General features: G+C 32.0%; 13 protein-coding genes. All 13 read left to right on the top strand.

Annotation, left to right across the window (positions count from 1 at the left end; translation table 11 throughout):
- Positions 1-96: 96 nt before the first annotated feature.
- Entirely contained in the window at positions 97-1,128 is a 1,032-nt protein-coding gene (locus ACTB0X_RS08710; protein ID WP_463024614.1) for a hypothetical protein, read from the top strand.
- A gap of 2 nt (positions 1,129-1,130) precedes the next feature.
- Positions 1,131-2,447: a lipopolysaccharide biosynthesis protein gene (locus tag ACTB0X_RS08705; RefSeq protein ID WP_463024613.1), complete on the top strand. Its 1,317-nt coding sequence runs from the start codon at positions 1,131-1,133 to the stop codon at positions 2,445-2,447.
- Between the two features lie 3 nt (positions 2,448-2,450).
- Positions 2,451-3,737, top strand: coding sequence for an O-antigen ligase family protein (locus tag ACTB0X_RS08700; RefSeq protein WP_463024612.1), 1,287 nt, complete (start codon positions 2,451-2,453; stop codon positions 3,735-3,737).
- A complete protein-coding gene (locus tag ACTB0X_RS08695; RefSeq protein WP_463024611.1) occupies positions 3,727-4,986 on the top strand; it encodes an O-antigen ligase family protein in 1,260 nt (419 codons plus the stop codon). Before ACTB0X_RS08700 ends, ACTB0X_RS08695 begins: the two co-directional genes overlap by 11 nt.
- On the top strand, positions 4,983-6,152 hold the full coding sequence (locus ACTB0X_RS08690; RefSeq protein ID WP_463024610.1) for a glycosyltransferase family 4 protein: 1,170 nt from the start codon (positions 4,983-4,985) through the stop codon (positions 6,150-6,152). Before ACTB0X_RS08695 ends, ACTB0X_RS08690 begins: the two co-directional genes overlap by 4 nt.
- Entirely contained in the window at positions 6,149-6,883 is a 735-nt protein-coding gene (locus tag ACTB0X_RS08685; RefSeq protein ID WP_463024609.1) for a WecB/TagA/CpsF family glycosyltransferase, read from the top strand. Before ACTB0X_RS08690 ends, ACTB0X_RS08685 begins: the two co-directional genes overlap by 4 nt.
- A gap of 460 nt (positions 6,884-7,343) precedes the next feature.
- Entirely contained in the window at positions 7,344-8,156 is an 813-nt protein-coding gene (locus tag ACTB0X_RS08680; protein ID WP_463024607.1) for a glycosyltransferase, read from the top strand.
- A complete protein-coding gene (locus tag ACTB0X_RS08675) occupies positions 8,153-9,244 on the top strand; it encodes a glycosyltransferase (protein ID WP_463024606.1) in 1,092 nt (363 codons plus the stop codon). The genes ACTB0X_RS08680 and ACTB0X_RS08675 overlap by 4 nt, the downstream gene beginning before the upstream one ends.
- Before the next feature lie 10 nt (positions 9,245-9,254).
- The gene (locus ACTB0X_RS08670) at positions 9,255-10,505 is read left to right on the top strand and encodes an O-antigen ligase family protein (RefSeq protein ID WP_463024605.1); all 1,251 of its coding nucleotides are present in this window, start codon (positions 9,255-9,257) and stop codon (positions 10,503-10,505) included.
- Positions 10,506-10,528: 23 nt separating this feature from the next.
- Positions 10,529-12,874: a class I SAM-dependent methyltransferase gene (locus ACTB0X_RS08665; protein ID WP_463024604.1), complete on the top strand. Its 2,346-nt coding sequence runs from the start codon at positions 10,529-10,531 to the stop codon at positions 12,872-12,874.
- Between the two features lie 7 nt (positions 12,875-12,881).
- Positions 12,882-16,190, top strand: coding sequence for a glycosyltransferase (locus ACTB0X_RS08660; protein ID WP_463024603.1), 3,309 nt, complete (start codon positions 12,882-12,884; stop codon positions 16,188-16,190).
- The gene (locus ACTB0X_RS08655) at positions 16,190-17,155 is read left to right on the top strand and encodes a glycosyltransferase family 2 protein (protein ID WP_463024602.1); all 966 of its coding nucleotides are present in this window, start codon (positions 16,190-16,192) and stop codon (positions 17,153-17,155) included. The genes ACTB0X_RS08660 and ACTB0X_RS08655 overlap by 1 nt, the downstream gene beginning before the upstream one ends.
- Positions 17,152-17,763 (top strand): class I SAM-dependent methyltransferase, encoded by a 612-nt coding sequence (locus ACTB0X_RS08650; RefSeq protein WP_463024601.1) that lies wholly within the window; start codon positions 17,152-17,154, stop codon positions 17,761-17,763. The genes ACTB0X_RS08655 and ACTB0X_RS08650 overlap by 4 nt, the downstream gene beginning before the upstream one ends.

Genomic DNA, 17,763 nt, shown 5'->3' with positions numbered 1-17,763 from the left:
CTTCCTTTGACTATAAAAAATGGAATTCATTTTTATCTCAGGATAATTGAATTCAACAAACTATAAAATTTATCTTTGTTTTCTAAAATAGCATCAATGGATAAGAATAATATTCCAGAAGAAGAGACTTTAACCCCGGTAATCAAAGATATAGAACGCATTGTCATACGTATCTTGTATGCTGTTGGAAAAGGGTTTAGTGCCATAGGAAGCATCCTTAAATCAATATTTTTATTTTTGATAATCAATATCAAAAAACTGGCACTAATAGCTATTTTAGGCGCAATCCTAGGATACTTTAGCTTTTCTATAGCTCCGAAAGAGTATGCTTCCAGCATGGTAGTCAAGCTGAACATAGATGCCAAAGAGCAACTAATCTCTGACATTAACTATTTTAACTCATTGTTAAAAAGAGATCAATTTGACAAAATTGGCTCCTTATTAAACTTGACAATTGATGAAGCTAAATCGATTACTGAATTCGAGGTCATTCCATATTCAAGTCTAAAAGAACGTATAGAATATGTTAATACGGTTTTCAAGAACTTGGATACTTCCTATCAACGATACATTAAAATAGACGAGATTCTTGAAGATGGTGAAAATTCCTACAGCAATAAAAATATGATTATCATTAAGTCCAGTAATGAATTTATTTTTGAAAAAATAGAAGCTCCATTTTTGGCCTATTTAGAAAGAGTCCCTGAGCTGAACCACATGCGAAAAAACATACTGAGCATATTGGAAAACGAACGTACTATCCTAATTAAAGAAATGGAAAGTTTAGATACATTGAAAAAAATCACCAATAGTGTGATGTTGGAGCAAGCAAAAGCCAGCAATAAAACAACTACAGGAACCATCATTAATTTGGATCGTCAGAGTAAGGAATCAACGATTAATCCCATGGATGTCTATGCCAAGATGATTGATTATTCAAAAGAAGTATCCAAGATTGATGCGTTGATAGCCAATTACAGTTCATGCTATATCATTTATTCGCATTTCAACACTATCGGTTATAAAGTTGGTTTGGGCAAATTAGGTAGGATGGCTTTTTTCTCGCTTTCATTCTTTGCACTAGCAGCGCTTTTAATAGCTATTAAACGGGCAATGCCTGCAATATAATCATGGAAAGCGAACCAATAAAAAGATCTAGTACTCTCAGAAGAAATGTTATAGAATCTACCTGCTATAAAGCCATCAATGTACTGTTTACTTTTATAATCATTCGTGTCACTATCGACTTTGCAGGTCAAGAAAAGTATGGAATATGGTTGTCTATATTTTCATTTTTGACTTGGTTCTCTGCCATTGAAGTAGGTATTAGTAATGGTATTAGAAATCAGATTACCACCTATTTTTCTGATGAACGATTTGATCCTATTCGAGAGCTTGTTGGCAGAGCATTTAAAAATCTTATACAAGTGTATTTTTCCTTTATAGCCCTGCTTGTGCCAATCATTTACTTTTCCCCAATAGAGCAGCTATTTACGCCAGAAAGTGGCAACTATCCCTACCTCAAATGGGGCCTAATTACTTGCATCACCTTCTACTTTTTACACTTTACTTTATATTTTTTAAACTCCCTACTTTTATCAACCCATAGAGCATCAAGTACCTATAAAATAATTGTTATTCAGAATGGAGTCACACTAATTGGATTATTGATTCTAAGTCATTTCATCGAATCGCCATCTATTCTATTGCTTTGTTTTTGGTTTTCTTTTGTCCCATTTTTGGTTTGGTCGATTTCGAACTTGGTTCTGTTTAAAAAATCCTTAAAGGATCTTAGACCAATAATTTCTAATGATTTAAAAAGCCAAAGCAATCCATTAACACAAAACAACATTTCCTTCTTCGCTATTCAACTTTGCATCTTGATTATTTTCTCTACGGATAATCTAATCATAGTCAATGTTTTAAATGGAGAGGAAGTAACAAAATACAACGTCGCATTTAAATATTTTAATCTTATTTCTGTTATTTTCAACATTATTCTATTGCCTTATTGGGCTTCATTTGCAGAGGCTGTGCATAAAAAAGACAGTACTTGGATTAAAGCCAACATTCAAAAATTAATGATAATATGGCTAGGACTGGCAGTAAGTTCTTTTCTTATGGTATTGTTTTCTAATACTGTCTACCAACTTTGGATCGGAGAATCCATTTACATCCCTATTGGTCTTTCTGTATTTATTGCTATAGCAGCATTATTGACAGCTTGGTATAATATTTTTGCCTATTTCCTAAACAGCATAAATAATATTAAATCACAAAGGAACTGGCTGATTTTATCTGCAATTATCAACGTTCCTTTGTCATTATACCTCATTAAAATATATGGTGTTAAAGGAGTAATTATTGCGACCTGCATTTCTTTATTGCCACTTTGTATTTCATTGCCAATAGAATACAAAAAAGTAATGAATCATCTAAAAGGTTAAATATTGGAAACTTTTAACCATAGAAAAGACAAAGCACTTTATATTATATTCTTAGAATTATTAAGTTTTACTCCAATTTTTATCATTTTAGGAAATGTCATCCCCCCATTTCCAATTAAAATTCACTTTATTGGCATCGGATTAGCTTTTTTAACAAGCTTAGTTATACTCTTGAATAATCCCAATAAAAGGTGGTACATCTATTTTTTAGGATTCTATCTAGTAATTCAATTGTTCCAAGAGTATTGGAATATAAAAAGTTTTATCGATTTATTTTTTGGCAGTACTATATTGGTATGCGCCATTGATATGGTTTCGAATCAGAACTTAACCAATCAAACAATAAATAAATATGTCAATCGCTTTTTTGCTTTGTTGTGGGTTCCTATAATTATTTCAGTTCTTCAATTCTTTAAAATTATCCCCATTACTTTCTGGAATGCAACCTATCAAAACTTTGCCTACGCAGCAAATGGGACTCAAATTCCACGACCAAATGGACTGCTGTATCACGGTTCAGAACTTTCAATTATCATCTGTTTTGCGACCCTTTCTCAATTTTTCAAACGTGAAAAAGAAGCTTTTTGGTTAATTGTCTTTTTATTAATGGTAAGCTTGATGACCTACTTCAAAGCAATTGTTGGATGTGTTTCAGTTTTATTTATTTACTACTTGGGATACATCAATAGAGGAACGCTCTCTAAATTTAGAATCATCTCTAAACCTTGGCTAATTTTCTTGTTATTTGTTGGAGGTATTATTTTTACAAGCCTAATATTAAATTACTTACAAGTTATTCATCATTACACCGGTTATTATTTTCCCGACCAAATGCTAACCGGAAGAGGAACCATTTGGAACATATACCTAGACGCTATAAAAGACTTTTCCTTCTTTAATTATTTATTTGGAGCAGGTGCAGGAGCCAGTACTCAACTATTTACAGTTTATGCCACTCCCGAGAATTTCTATCCACTAAGAATATCCTCAAAATCGGACATTGCTTACGATCCGCACAATGCTTTCCTAAGCATCTTTATCAGCGCGGGATTTTTTGGTTTGTGTTTATTATTACTTTTGTATAAAATGATTTATTCACAAGTAAAAAGGTGGTTACCGAATCCAGAATGGAACAAAAAAGTACTTGTAGGAATTATTTTCGTACCTCTGTTAACTATAGGAATAACAATTGGAATATTTGATATGGCAATATACTGGTGCTGCCTTTGTTTTTTACTATTAAGATGGAAGCTTTATTCAACTCAACCCAACCCCACCAATGAACTGTAGTTTAAGTAAATACTCTTGTTGGTGTACACTAGCCTATTTATATTTCATGGTAAGCTTCTTTTTGCCAACTGAATACAACAGCCTAGCCATTCTTATTCTTTGCGTACTCACCATCGTAGGTTTAATTCTCCGTCAATTAACAATCAAAAAGTTAGGCCAATTGTGGATTCTTCCTTTGATGTTTTTATTGCTCGTCATTGGCTTAGTATATTCTGAAAACTTAGGTTATGGAAAATCTATAATTGAGCGAAATTTGGGATTTTTAGTATTTCCTTTTATAACATTACCTATTCTAAAAATAAACAAAGAACACCAAAGGCTTCTACTCAATACTTTTCTACTTTCAGCCTTTTTACTAGGACTTTATTGCTTGGGAATTGCTACTCAATTTTATCTTGAAACAGGAAGTGCCTACTTAACAAACTCAAAACATTTTGGTTACAATGTATTCATGCATCAATTATTAACAGGTCCAGCCGGAATGCATGCCATTTATTACACCTTATATTTAGCCTTTGGTGGATCAGTTGTCGTTTATCTTTTAGCCAATCAGCAGGTAAAGAAAAGGTCGACGAAAATAGCATATTTTGGATACTTGTTATTTTCAACATTCCTATTGTATTTATTAAAATCTTCAAATTTTGCAGTCATCTATCCATTAATTCTCCTTGGTATTTTAGGAATTCGATATCGCAAACAATTGTTAGAAAAAAAGAGTTATCTCATTGCTTCAATTTTGCTATTAATAACCGTTCTCACTTTTTCTTCCATTATTATCACCACAAAATTAGAAACTCTAGAAATAGAAAAAGATTACAGCGTTGACAATATGCGGCCATTATCTCTAAGAATGGCTATTTGGGATAATTCTATTGATGTGATAAAAAAAGGATGGATAGGAGGTGTGGGGACAGGTGATTCTGAAGACGAATTAACGAAAGCATACCAAGAAAGTAACTTTACAATTGGATTGGCAGACAACTTCAATTCACACAATATGTTTTTGCAATACTGGATGTCAAATGGAATAGTGATGGTATTGCTATTGTTATTAATTTTATCATTGGCATTCCGTTCCAGCATCAAGTATAATCAACCACTACTTGCCATCTTCTTGATTCTATTTACGTCGTTTAGTTTGACTGAATCTACCCTCCAAACTCAAAGAGGCATTATTTTCTTTTTATTTTTGATTTGTGCTTTTCATTGGGAAAAACAATTATTTATCTCTTCAAAAAAAGAGCAATGAAAATTCTATTGGCGCATAATTACTATCAATTAGGTGGAGGAGAAGATTCTGTGGTGTCCAATGAAAAAAAACTTCTAGAAGAAAAAGGTCACCTAGTGATTCCATATTATAGATACAACGAGGAAATTAATTCCTACTCTTCAATAGAAAAATTCCGGCTGTTGAAATCTACAACATTTTCTAAAAAATCCTATTTAGAAATTATAGATTTATTAAAGACTGAAAAACCAGACGTTTGTCATGTTCATAATTTCTTACCATTAATTTCTCCAGCTATTTTCAAAGCTTGTAAGTACTTGAAAATTCCTGTCGTTTTTACTTTGCACAATTATCGGTTAATTTGCTCAAATGGTTTACTTTATCGCAATGGTCGGAATTGTGAAGACTGTATCACCGCCACAACAACTTATGGTTCTGTGCTTAAAAAGTGTTATCGCAACTCTTCTATTCAGACCTACGCAATAGCTAGAATGATAGAAAAAAATAAAGCTAAAAATACCTGGACAACTGATGTAGACGCCTATCTTTGTTTAACGGATTTTGCCAAACAAAAGTTTCTAGCTGGTGGATTGCCCGAAGAAAAGCTTACAGTAAAACCGAATTTTGTGAATTCACCACCAGCATCTGTTAAATCAAAAAATACTAAACCCTATTTTATTTACGTAGGAAGATTAGATCGACAAAAAGGAGTCAAATTACTTTCAGAGATTGCTCCCTCATTGTCACTGCCAATTAAATTTATTGGAGAAGGTGAATTGCAAACGGAGCTCATAGGAATTAAAAATGTGGAACTCCTTGGAAAATTGGGAAATAAAGAAACATTAGAATATATAAAAAATGCAACAGCCTTGCTTTTCCCCTCCTACTATTACGAGGGTATGCCCATGACAATTTTAGAAGCCTTTGCCCATAAAACATTGGTAATCGCGAGTAATATTGGTGCGATGAAATCCATTATTTCAAATCAAATAAATGGATTACTTTTCACTCCAAAAAACAGCAATGATTTAATAGATAAAATTCAAATTTCGCTAAAGGAAAAAGAGTTGGTAAAAACCATGGTTGCTCAAGGATTTGAAGATCATATAAACTTATACAGTGAGAATAGTAATTACAATCAATTAATATCCATTTATTCAAAAGTGATTCAACAAAATAAAAAATGAACGTATTAGGAACTGAATTGTACGGAAAAGGAATTGACTCTTCGGTCGTTGAATTCATTGACTTATTAACGAAAGAAAAGAGAAACCTACTCATTAGTCCTTCAGATGCCAATGTACTGGTTCACGCTAAAGAGAATATAGCGTTTAGAAAAGTTACAGAAAAATATTATTGGCACCTTCCCGATGGAATGCCTTCAGTTTGGATCTTAAACCTAAAGGGAGAAAAAAATGCTACTCGAATCGGTGGTTCTCAATTTTTTGAACGAATAATAAAAGAAACTAATGGTTCACCCATCAATCATTTTTTATGTGGCGGAAGCGAGGGTGTTGCAGAACAATTAAAAGTAAAATGCGAAAGCTGGGGAAATTACAACATTTCAGGAACTTATTCTCCACCTTTTAAGGAATTATCTGATGATGAATTAAAGGAAATCGCCCTTACAATAAATAGCTCTAACACTTCTATTCTGTGGGTTGGACTTGGGGCACCCAAACAACTGTATTTTTCACATCGAATAGCCCAATTTACCAGCGTTCATGCCATTTTACCAATTGGTGCTGCCTTCGATTTTCACACTGGAAAAGTAAAAAAAGCACCAACTTGGATACAAACAATTGGGATGGAATGGTTTTACCGGGTTTGCCAAGAACCCAAGAGATTACTCAAAAGATACACCTATGTAGTTCCAAAATTTCTTTACTATAACCTCATGGAATTATTTAGCAAATAAGCCATCAACAAAATCTTAAATACCTTATTTCATTAACTCCACCTCTAAAAACTATCAAAATAACTTTCAATTTTACCAAGCTTCCATTTCACAACTAATTCCTTAATTTATCGGCCGACTCGAACAAAGTGACTACTCTTATTTATTTAATGTAAGAAGGCCTGTCCTTTCTAAAAAGTAGTGACGAAAAGTATTGGAGGCGTTCTAAATTTTAGAATTTCCCTTGGTAAAAAGATACGAGGGGGACCAAAATAATCACAGACAAATAAAAATCAACGTTATAGTTATATTAACTTTGTGCAATAATTTTAAAAAAACAAGGCAACGAAATAGATCAATAAAGCGTCTATATAAAAATCTAAATTCGAAAGAAAACAAGGTGGTTAATTATTTTCCCAATTTTTTTCCAACCTAAATCAACTAAATTTCGTTTATAGATAGATAATAAAAACTACTTTGAATGCACGATTTAAATAGAACTATTGTTCTAATTCCTCATTATAATAATCTTCAGGGCTTAATAAAAACCATACAATCTATCCATCATCCCAATGGAATAGATGTATTAGTAATTGACGACGGAAGCAACAAAAAAAACTTACCCATTTCTCAAGAATTAAATAAGCTCATTAACAAAAACATCTGTTTAGACTTTATATTTTTATCGAAAAATGAGGGCATAACAAATGCCCTAAACACTGGTTTAAATTATATCGCACAACATGGACACCACGAATTTATCGCTCGATTAGATTGCGGTGACACCTGTGTTGTAAATCGTTTTAAGATTCAAGAAGATTTTTTAACTGCGAATCCTGAGCACTCTCTGGTTGGCTCTTGGGTAAAATGGATTTGTAAGGACTCCGGGAAAGAATTATTTAAATTCCGTCCTCCATCGGAACACCGTAAAATAAAAAACAAAATGTCGATTCGTTGCAGTATCATTCATCCATCTGCGATGTATAGACTTTCGATTGTTAAAAGCTTAGGGAAATATCCATCCAACTATAGCGCAGCCGAAGACTACGCTTATTTCTTCAAAATGGCCAAATATTCAAAAGTGGCAAACATTCCAAAATACCTCACAAATACTGAACACAATGAGACTGGAATTTCTATGTCAGAAAAAAAGAACCAGAATAGAAGTAAATTAAAGATTGTGATGAAATATGGAAAAAAAGACCTGTATCTACTTTATGGGATCCTATACAACATCGCATTAATTAATACCCCTTCATCTTGGATACAAAAGCTAAAAATGCAACTTAAATGACAATAATCCATGTTGTAGAACCATTTGCAACAGGCGTCAATACGTTTATCCATGAATTGGTTTCAGGAATGGAAGAGTATCGACACATCATTGTCCATGGAGAACGCAAAGACACCAGAAGAATTGATGAAATAATTCAAGAGTACGAAGGGAAAGCAACATTTATTAAATGGAAAAATGCCCAGCGAGAAATTAGTATTATCAAGGATTTAAAAGCATTTTTTGAGTTAAAAAAAATACTTAAGAGTCATAAATTTGACATTCTTCACCTTCACTCCTCCAAAGCAGGAGTATTGGGTCGAATATTGGCGGCATTTTGCGGTTATCGCAATGTGGTTTACACCCCAAATGGGGCTTCATTTTTGCGTAAAGATATTTCTGAAAGAAAAATAAGACTGTACGAGCTCATTGAAAAGTTTTTTGGTGGATGGAGTGCGAAAATCGTAAGTTCCAGCGAATCAGAAAAAAGAGCTTTTAGTCGTTTAAAAATTAATACTCGAATTATTCAAAATGGAGTTTCTATTTCTTCCATAAAAAAGAAACAAAATTCTTCTGATCAGCTAACAATAGTTACTTGTGGAAAAATTACAATTCAAAAGAATCCAAGATTCCTCAACAAAATAGCTTATTTCTTCAAAGACGATCCAAATATCACCTTTAAATGGATAGGCGATGGAGAGCTATTGCACGAATTAACGCATGTAGAAGCTACAGGTTGGTGCTCCAGACGTGAAGTATTTGAGCACTTAAGTGAAGCCGACATCTACATTTCAACTTCATTATGGGAAGGCTTACCTTTAGCCGGGATTGAGGCTATGGGATATGGACTCCCACTAGTTATGAGCAAATGTGTTGGAAACAATGACTTAGTAAATCATGGAATTAATGGTTTTCTTTTTAACACCAGAATAAAAGCTATTGAAAATATCCTATTTTTAAAAGAAAATAGAGAGGTGCTGGAACAGAAATCTATTAATTCATTGAAAATGTACAACAGACATTTTAGCAACCATCGGTGTGCAATTGAGTACAACAATCTCTACCAGGCCATTTTTAGAAAAACCACTCCAAAAAATACAGGCAAGTAAATACCTCAAAATGAAAACCAATAGGCTTTCAGTTCTTTTGATGCTGCTTCTCATAGCATCCCATTTATCAGCTTTTGCAATAGCTACAAATGTTTGTATTCTCTTATTGGGACTAACTGCATTGATTCAAAAAAGCATAATCAGTGCTTCAAAGCAGCTATTCAAATCCACTCACTTTTGGATGACCACCATTCCATTTTTCATCTATTTCATTAGCCTAACCTATACTACCAACCTTTCCTCAGGATGGAAAGAAATTGAAAGTAAGCTAAGTTTAATTCTATTGCCCATTATATTTGGATTACTCTCCAACAAAAAATTGCCTCTAAATGGTATATTAAAATGGGTTATTTTATTAGTTAGTCTCTATCCAATTATTGGATTTATACATCAGATAGACATTGTAGGAAGTACAAATGATTCTGGCTATTTTTATAATGATAATTTAGTCTCATTATTTGACAAACAAGCTGTTTATTATGCCTATTTCATAAATTCTGCATTGGCATTCTTGTGTTTTTTTATTGTTCAAAATGACATTAAAAAGGTATTGGATAAAACGGTTGCTAGCCTTTGTTTTATAGCCCTGATTGCTGCTCAATACCTACTAGCAAGTAGAACCTCTCTGTTAATAACAGCCTTGATTATTGGAATTTTCATCGGTTGGATTGCACTCAAAAAGTTGACTAAAAGACAAGGACTATTATTAGTATTTACTACTCTTTTGGCGCTAATGGGACTCTTGGCTGTTTTTCCGAAAGTAATCGTGCGGTTTAAAAGTGTTACCAATCTAGAATATAGATTTGACAACCCGAACCCAATAAATCATTTTAATGGGGAGAACTCTGACGAGAACTGGAATGGGTTTAATACTCGATTAGCCCTCTGGAGTTGCTCATGGGAATTAATCAAAAAATCTCCATGGATTGGTTATGGTGATGGAGATGTACAAGACAAATTACAAGAAAAGTATAGAGAAAAAAACTTTTTACTTGCCATCAATAGCAACTACAATACTCACAACCAATTTTTTGATATCTGGCTGAGTACAGGGATAATTGGTTTACTATTGTTCCTATGCTTTATTACCTACTTTATAAGACGCTCATATTTAGCTAAAAATTGGCTATTCTTAGGCTTTATCACTATTTTCGTAATTAGTTGTTTGACTGAAAATTTATTAAGCAGAGTGCAAGGGTTAATATTTTTTAGCTTCATATTTAGTTTGCTCGCCTTTAAAAATCAGAAACCTATACCTTAAAAAATAAATACTCCCAAAGAATAATGAATCATTTAATTAAAAATATCAAAGGTATTCTTTTGGTGCTATCTGTGCTAAATGTAGTTCAGCTAGTTACTAGTCAATATTTCGGCGCCCTTTCCTACGAAGGAATTATTTTATCCATTGTGCTAGAATTTGTCTTTATATTGATCTTTATCACAGTTACGATTTACTCAAAGTGGATCAACGAGCAATTAGCAGAACTAAAAATAAATCAAACCAATACTCAAGAGAAGATTGATTTAGCTAAAGATAGTATAGAAAGTGACGTGCAACTACTAAAGATTCAACTTGCAGATCACGTTTTAAATCAAAAAGAAAAGAGTGAGCAACTCATCGACATTGTAAATTCAAATAAAGAGAAGCTACTAGAAGAGTTCTCATTGTTTAAAAGCTCTTTTGAGGTTCAAATCAGTTTGATTGAAAAGCAAATCATAGAAAACCTGAACAAGCAAGAAGGTCTCATCAACCAAGTACTTTCAAAAAATGAATCAACAAATGAAGCAATTTCATCTTCAAATCAGCTATTAATAGATTCCATTCAAAAATTAGAGGCTAAACTAGTTGACAGTAACGTGGAAAGCAGTTCCACTAAAAAAGAACTTGAGGATAAATTAGTAGCGCTTAAAGACTACACTACCTCACTTTTTGACCACTTAGTAGAATCGAACAAGAACTTAGAGAGAGAGTTAAGCAGTCAGAACCAAGTGTTAAAAACGGCACAAAATGAAAAATTTGAAGGATTAAAGGCTAATCTTATTGAAATTATTAAACGCATTGAATCTAGAGAAGAGAGTAATACTATTGCAATTAGTGAACTAGACTCAAACCTATCGAATCAAATCAAGACAGTTGTCAACTCAGTAAATGATGTTAATAATTGGAGTGAGTCTTTTGAAAAGAAAATAGAAGAAGATATTCAATTACTTCTGAAAAATTATACTGGCACAAGCACTTTAATAAGTGAAGCAAACCAGCAAATAAGTGACTTAATTTCTGAGGCCAACCTAGCAAACAATGAAGGCATAGCGTTATATAAAAATGAGTTAGAGCAGCTAAAAACTAATTTTGAAAATACCTTAGGGAGTCAAATTGATCTTATTTTAAACGAGCAGAAGGGTCTTAAGGAGTCAACTGTTGCTAATAAATCACAATTAGAAACTACACTCTTAGAAGGGTTGACAAAGCTTCAAGCTTATCAAAATAAGTTAGAAGAGCAAATAAAAAATGCTACCAGCAATAGCCAAAATTCGATCATTGAAGAGATTCGAAATAACCTTGAGAACAAACTTGCAACGAACAAAGAACTAATCCAAAATCAAGGAAATGAAATTATTGAACACCTAAGTAAGGCTAGTGATGATTTTGAAAAAAGTTTAGAAACAAGAACCGATAAAATCAGAGAAGAGCAATCCCATCAACATCGTCAATTGATTGATTCGGAAAAGAATCTTAAAGCATCTATCTTAATGTCTATCAAAGAAAGTGCATTAAACGAATCAAAAAGCCATCTGATAAAGATGGAAGAATTAATGACTTTGATGGAAAAAATTAAATTATTTAATCAAGAACTTTCTAAATCTACATCTCAATTAGGAATAAATCAAGATAAGACGCTAAAAGTATCAAATAATATTAACGATGCCCTAGAAATTCTGCCCAAGGAACTATTTGAAAAAATTGAAAATCAGAAACAACATTTAGATTTCAATCTGATTAAACAAACGAATGTAGTTTATGCAAGGATTGATGCGCTTTTATCTATTCACAATTTAATCCAATTAAATGCCCCATTGCCTATTATGCATGATTGGAGAGTAAGTTCAGATTTTGCTCACTCACTAATCAATAGCTTATTAAATAAAAAAGGGTCAGCTATTGATATTGGCAGTGGAATTTCAACATTATTAATGGGGTATGCAGTTAAAAAAAATGGAACGGGCAAAGTAATCTCGCTAGAACATGATAATGAGTATTTTGAAAAAACAAAACAATTGATTTTTGAACATAAACTGGAGGATTATATTGACCTTTACTTATGCCCATTAATTAAATATAAGATAGATAATGACTATTGGCTTTGGTACGATATCAGTAAAGTTCAGTTTCCACGAAACATTTCCATAATAAGTGTGGATGGGCCGCCAGGAGTTACACAATATATGGCTAGATACCCTGCGATTCCATTGTTAAAAGATTATCTTTCAAGTGATACTACTATTTATCTTGATGATGCAAATCGAAAAGAAGAAAGTGAGATAGCAAATCAGTGGCAAGAGAAATTCAATCTTGAGTGTGAGCTAAACAAGAATCATAAAGGAACCTATAAGTTTTTTATAAAAGAATAATAATTATATGTTAGATAATACTTTAATTTCTATAATAATTCCAATTTATAATGTTGAAAATTATATAAAATTATGTCTTGACTCCATCATATTATTAAATAATAAGACAAGCCTTTCTCAAATTGAAATTATTGGTGTGGACGATTGTTCTCCTGATACATCAGCTAGTATTTTTAAGCAGTATATTAAAAAATATCCCTATGTTAATATCAAAATTATTACCCATAGTGAAAATAAAGGTCTGGGTGGAGCCAGAAACACCGGAATAAAAAACGCTAAAGGAAAATATCTTTTTTTCTTAGATTCGGATGATTGGCTTAATGATGGTTCTATAAACTATTTGGTTAAAAGTCTAAAAAATAAATCTAAAAAATCCATTTTAATTTTCGGATTCCATTCAAAAAGAAATGATAAAGTCGAATGGAGTTTCATCCCTTCCAAAAAAGAAACCATAAGTCAAGATGAAGCGTTAAAACTTTTCGCTAGCGACAAAATTACACCATCTGCTTGTAATAAAATTTTTCCTTCTGAAATCTTTAATGAAATAAGTTTTAAAGAACAGCTTTATTATGAGGATTTAGAATTTACACCGAGAGCCTTCAAGAGAGTTAAACATATAGATTTTACAACCGAGATTCTTTTTAATTATCGTTTAGAAGGAGTTTCAATAACAAAGCAAAAAACGAAACAAAAGCATATTGATGACCTTACAAAGGTATTAGAGCACTTATATGCCGATCTAAATGAAGAGTATTTATTCCTATTTTCTGAAATTTTTTGTAATCGTTGGAATTATCTCTTAAAAATATGGGACCTCTCAGATAACCTTAAAATATATGCTTTGAATAATTTATTGGGGTTTATTTCAAAAAAAAATATTCCATTAAATCATAAAAAAGCAGACGATTTATTTTTATTTATTAATGAAAAGTTTAACACCAGTGACTTTAATTATGAATTTATCCAAATAAAAGAAAAAGTATTGCAGATTTTAAATGAATTGCCTGAGGGTGATATGCTTTTGGAAGCTGTTTTCGATAAAATTTATGTAGTAAATTTAAAGGAAGAACTTAAAGATCGGTTTTCTGTCTCAAAACAACTTAAAGATAGAAAAATTGATTTTGAATTTTGGAATGCTACAAATGGTTATTTAGAAGAGAATAAGACCCAGTATATTAATTACATTAATAGAGGGGTTGGTCAACTTAAAAAATTTAAACAATACTCTGATCTTGAAAAATATAGAGGTAGGAAGTTTATTGAATCCCCAGGAGCATTTGGATATATTCAAACGTATATTTCAATTCTAAAAGATGCCAAAAAGAAAAAATATAAATCTATTCTGATACTCGAAGATGATGTCATCTTAGTAGATTATTTTGAGAAGAAGGCTCAAGCATTCTTAAATTCTATATCTAACACTTGGAAAATAATTCACTTTGGTGCTTCTCAATATGGATGGGATGAGATTGATATCGACAAAGCGAAAAATAATGGATTTTACCACCCTTTAGAATTAAAAACTTGTGGCTCCTTTGCAATAGGACTTCATGAGTCTATTTTTGATGAGTTAATTAAAGCTCAAAGTTACTTTGATGCTCCTTTTGATCATATTCCATTAGGAACTCTATTTACCAAGTACAGTGAGGATTCTTTCGTAGCATTTCCTAATATCTGCATCCCCGATGTAAGTAGCAGCAGTATAAGGGAAGGAAGAAACCAACTTTTACACGGTGAAAGAATGCTCTGGAGCTTGAGTAAATACAAATTCCCAACTCGAAAATATTCAATATCAATAATTTTGAATTCAAAATTAAACTTAAAATATATTGACTTATTAAATACTGATTTAAATTCTATTTTCGACATTCGGTGGTTTTTAAATACCAACAATGGTTTTAGACCTATTCATCAAAATGAGTATTTAGAATCAAGCAAAATAGAAATTAAAGACAACATAATAAAAAATGATAATATAAATCTTGGAAGTGATTTTATACTTTCAATAAACCGAGAACTATTAGTAAATACTGAATTAATTTGCGAAAAAATATTTGATCATTTAAAATTAAAAGTCACTAATCAAAAAAGGGGAAATTTAATACACTCCAAAAGTTTTGATAGAATTGAATTAAACTCTACCAAAAATGAAAAAAAATACCAAAAAGGCTTAGTCAGTATAATAATTCCAACCTATAAAAGAAGTGACAATTTAGTACATGCAATCAATTCACTAATTGATCAGACTTATGATTTGATTGAAATAGTTGTAGTTGATGACAATGGTATAGGTACTGAAGAACAAAAAAACACAGAATTAATTATAAACCAAATACAGAAAAGCTTTCCAATAAAATACATAACTCATAAAAGTAACTTAAATGGAGCTGCTGCCAGAAATACAGGTTTATTAAATTCAAATGGTGAATACATTTCATTTCTAGATGATGATGATATCTATTTTCCAGAAAAAGTTGAAAAGTCTATCCAAGTTTTAAAAAAGTTACCTGAAGAATTTTCAGCCGTATATTGTGGTTATAAAGGATGGAATTCAAAAAGCAATGACCTTAATAGATACAAAGAAGGAGACTTAACTTATGACCTATTGTCCTTAAATTTCATTTCGCACTATTTGCATACAAATACTGCTACCTACAGAAGAAGTGCTCTAGAAGCAATTAATGGGTTTGACGAAACTTTTAACAGACATCAAGACCTAGAATTTAACATTCGCTTTTTTGATAAATATAAAATGGGAGTAGTTAAAGAATTATTGGTAGAATTAAACCCTAGACCCTCAAAAACAAGCAACAAGGTTAGAAACTCAAAAATGTTCGTTTTAAAGGAAAAATTTTTGAAACGGTTTGAGTCTAAAATTAAAACCTTCTCAAAGCTGGAACAACAAATAATATATAAGAATAATTGGTCTGAAGCAGTTGTTTTTTTTGAGAGTCAAGAAAGTTTCTTAGAATATTTTGATTCTAAAGAAGACTTAACCTCAATAAATGAACTTTTCAAATTAGTTAAAACTACATATGATAACATAGAATCAAAAGCTATTTTACCCTCAAATAATATTAACCAATCAAACGATTTAGAGGATAGAAAAAATCTAGAAATTATGTTAACTAATAAAAATCAAACTCTAATTAAAGAATTAAGTACTGTCCAAATTAAATTGAAATTAATGAATGACAATTACTCTAAATTAGAGTTAGAACGTAATTGGTATGGTAGGACCTATGACCATTTACCATGGTGGTTTTTGAAAATAGGTTCAATTTTTAGAAGGGTAAAAGTAAAAAAAGGGTTTTAATGAAAAGTTTTATTCTAGCCATTACTACCTTCAATCGAATCAAATATTTAAAAAGGTGTATCAACTCATTTGTAAATACAAAAAATGACAGCTTCAATTGGAGAATCATTATTGCAGATGACGGCTCAACTGATGGAACATTAGACTATTTGGAGCAGCTTACAATTGAAAAATGTGACATTGAAATCATAAAAAACAATAGAATTGGCGTTCATCAGCAAATGAATACCATTTTAAAAAAGTTAGAGACAATTCCATTTGACTTCTGCTTTAAGATTGATGATGATATCACTTTTCTAAAACCGGGCTGGGACGAACTATACTATTCTACAGCAATAAATACAGGCAATGACCATTTGGTTTTTTGTGACCAAAATTGGTGTAGAGAACAGCAATTAAAGTTGCCGATTATCGACAATAAATTAATAGGTAGGGTTCCTATGATGCATGCCCACGGATTTTTCTACACCATCACCCCTAAAGTATTGGAAAAAGTCGGCTATATGGATATTGATTCATTCGGCTTTCGAGGAATGGGACACGTAGACTATACCAATAGGTGTGCTAGAGCCGGTTTTACAGATAGTAAAACCCCTTGGGATGTGATGAATAGTAATGACTTCATAAAAGCAGCACAAGAAAACTACAAAAGCGTCCTCCCTTCTATTCCGACAGCCACTTATGATGAATTCAATAGACAACAAAAAGAGTCGATAATAGCAGATCCGAAGAGAGTCTATATTTCTTACTTTGAAATAAATCATTCACTTCGGAACTCCTTTCAAAAAGACCTAATTTTGGCATTGACCGAAAAGGTAGAAAGATTTGAAGTAGAGAAAGCCAAAGAAATAGATTGGTATAAAAATGAAATGAACAAAATAACAGATTGGTATTCTAACCAATTTGGTCACCTACCCAAATGGTTTATCAAAATGGGTAAACTATTTAAAATCCTAAAAAAATGACTGAACAAGAGAAAAGAGTATACGCCACCAAGTTGAAAACTGAAATGGTCAGTAACTGTAAAGTACTAGTGAATCGATATGAAATATTACAACACTTGCCAAAAAATGCCATCGGTATAGAAGTTGGCGTATTGGGAGGCGACTGGTCTCAGCATCTATTAGAAATTGTCCAACCGAAGGAGCTTATTTTAGCCGATACGTATAATGCGAATGACTATCCCCACAAAAATAGGTTCAATAAAAGTAATCATGAATTTTACATTAAGAGTAAATTTGAAATCTTAGGAGACAAAGTAAAAGTGATGAAAGGCCTGTCATGGGATGTTTTATCCGCATTTCCAGAAAATTACTTCGACTGGATGTATATCGATGCCGCCCACGATTACAAATCAGTAAAGAAAGATTTAGCGGAGTGTATTCGAGTTTTAAAGCCAAATGGTTACCTCGTAATGAATGACTACATCATGTATGATCATTTTGCGAAAGAAGAGTATGGTGTGGTTCAAGCTACCAATGAATTTATGCTAGAGCATAACTTTGAGATGCTTTTTTTGGCCTTGCACCCTGAAATGTTTTGTGATGTACTTATTCGAAAAATCCAAGACTAA

The sequence above is a fragment of the Acidiluteibacter sp. genome (genome assembly GCF_055129545.1).
This window is presented reverse-complemented; position numbering and strand designations above follow the sequence as displayed.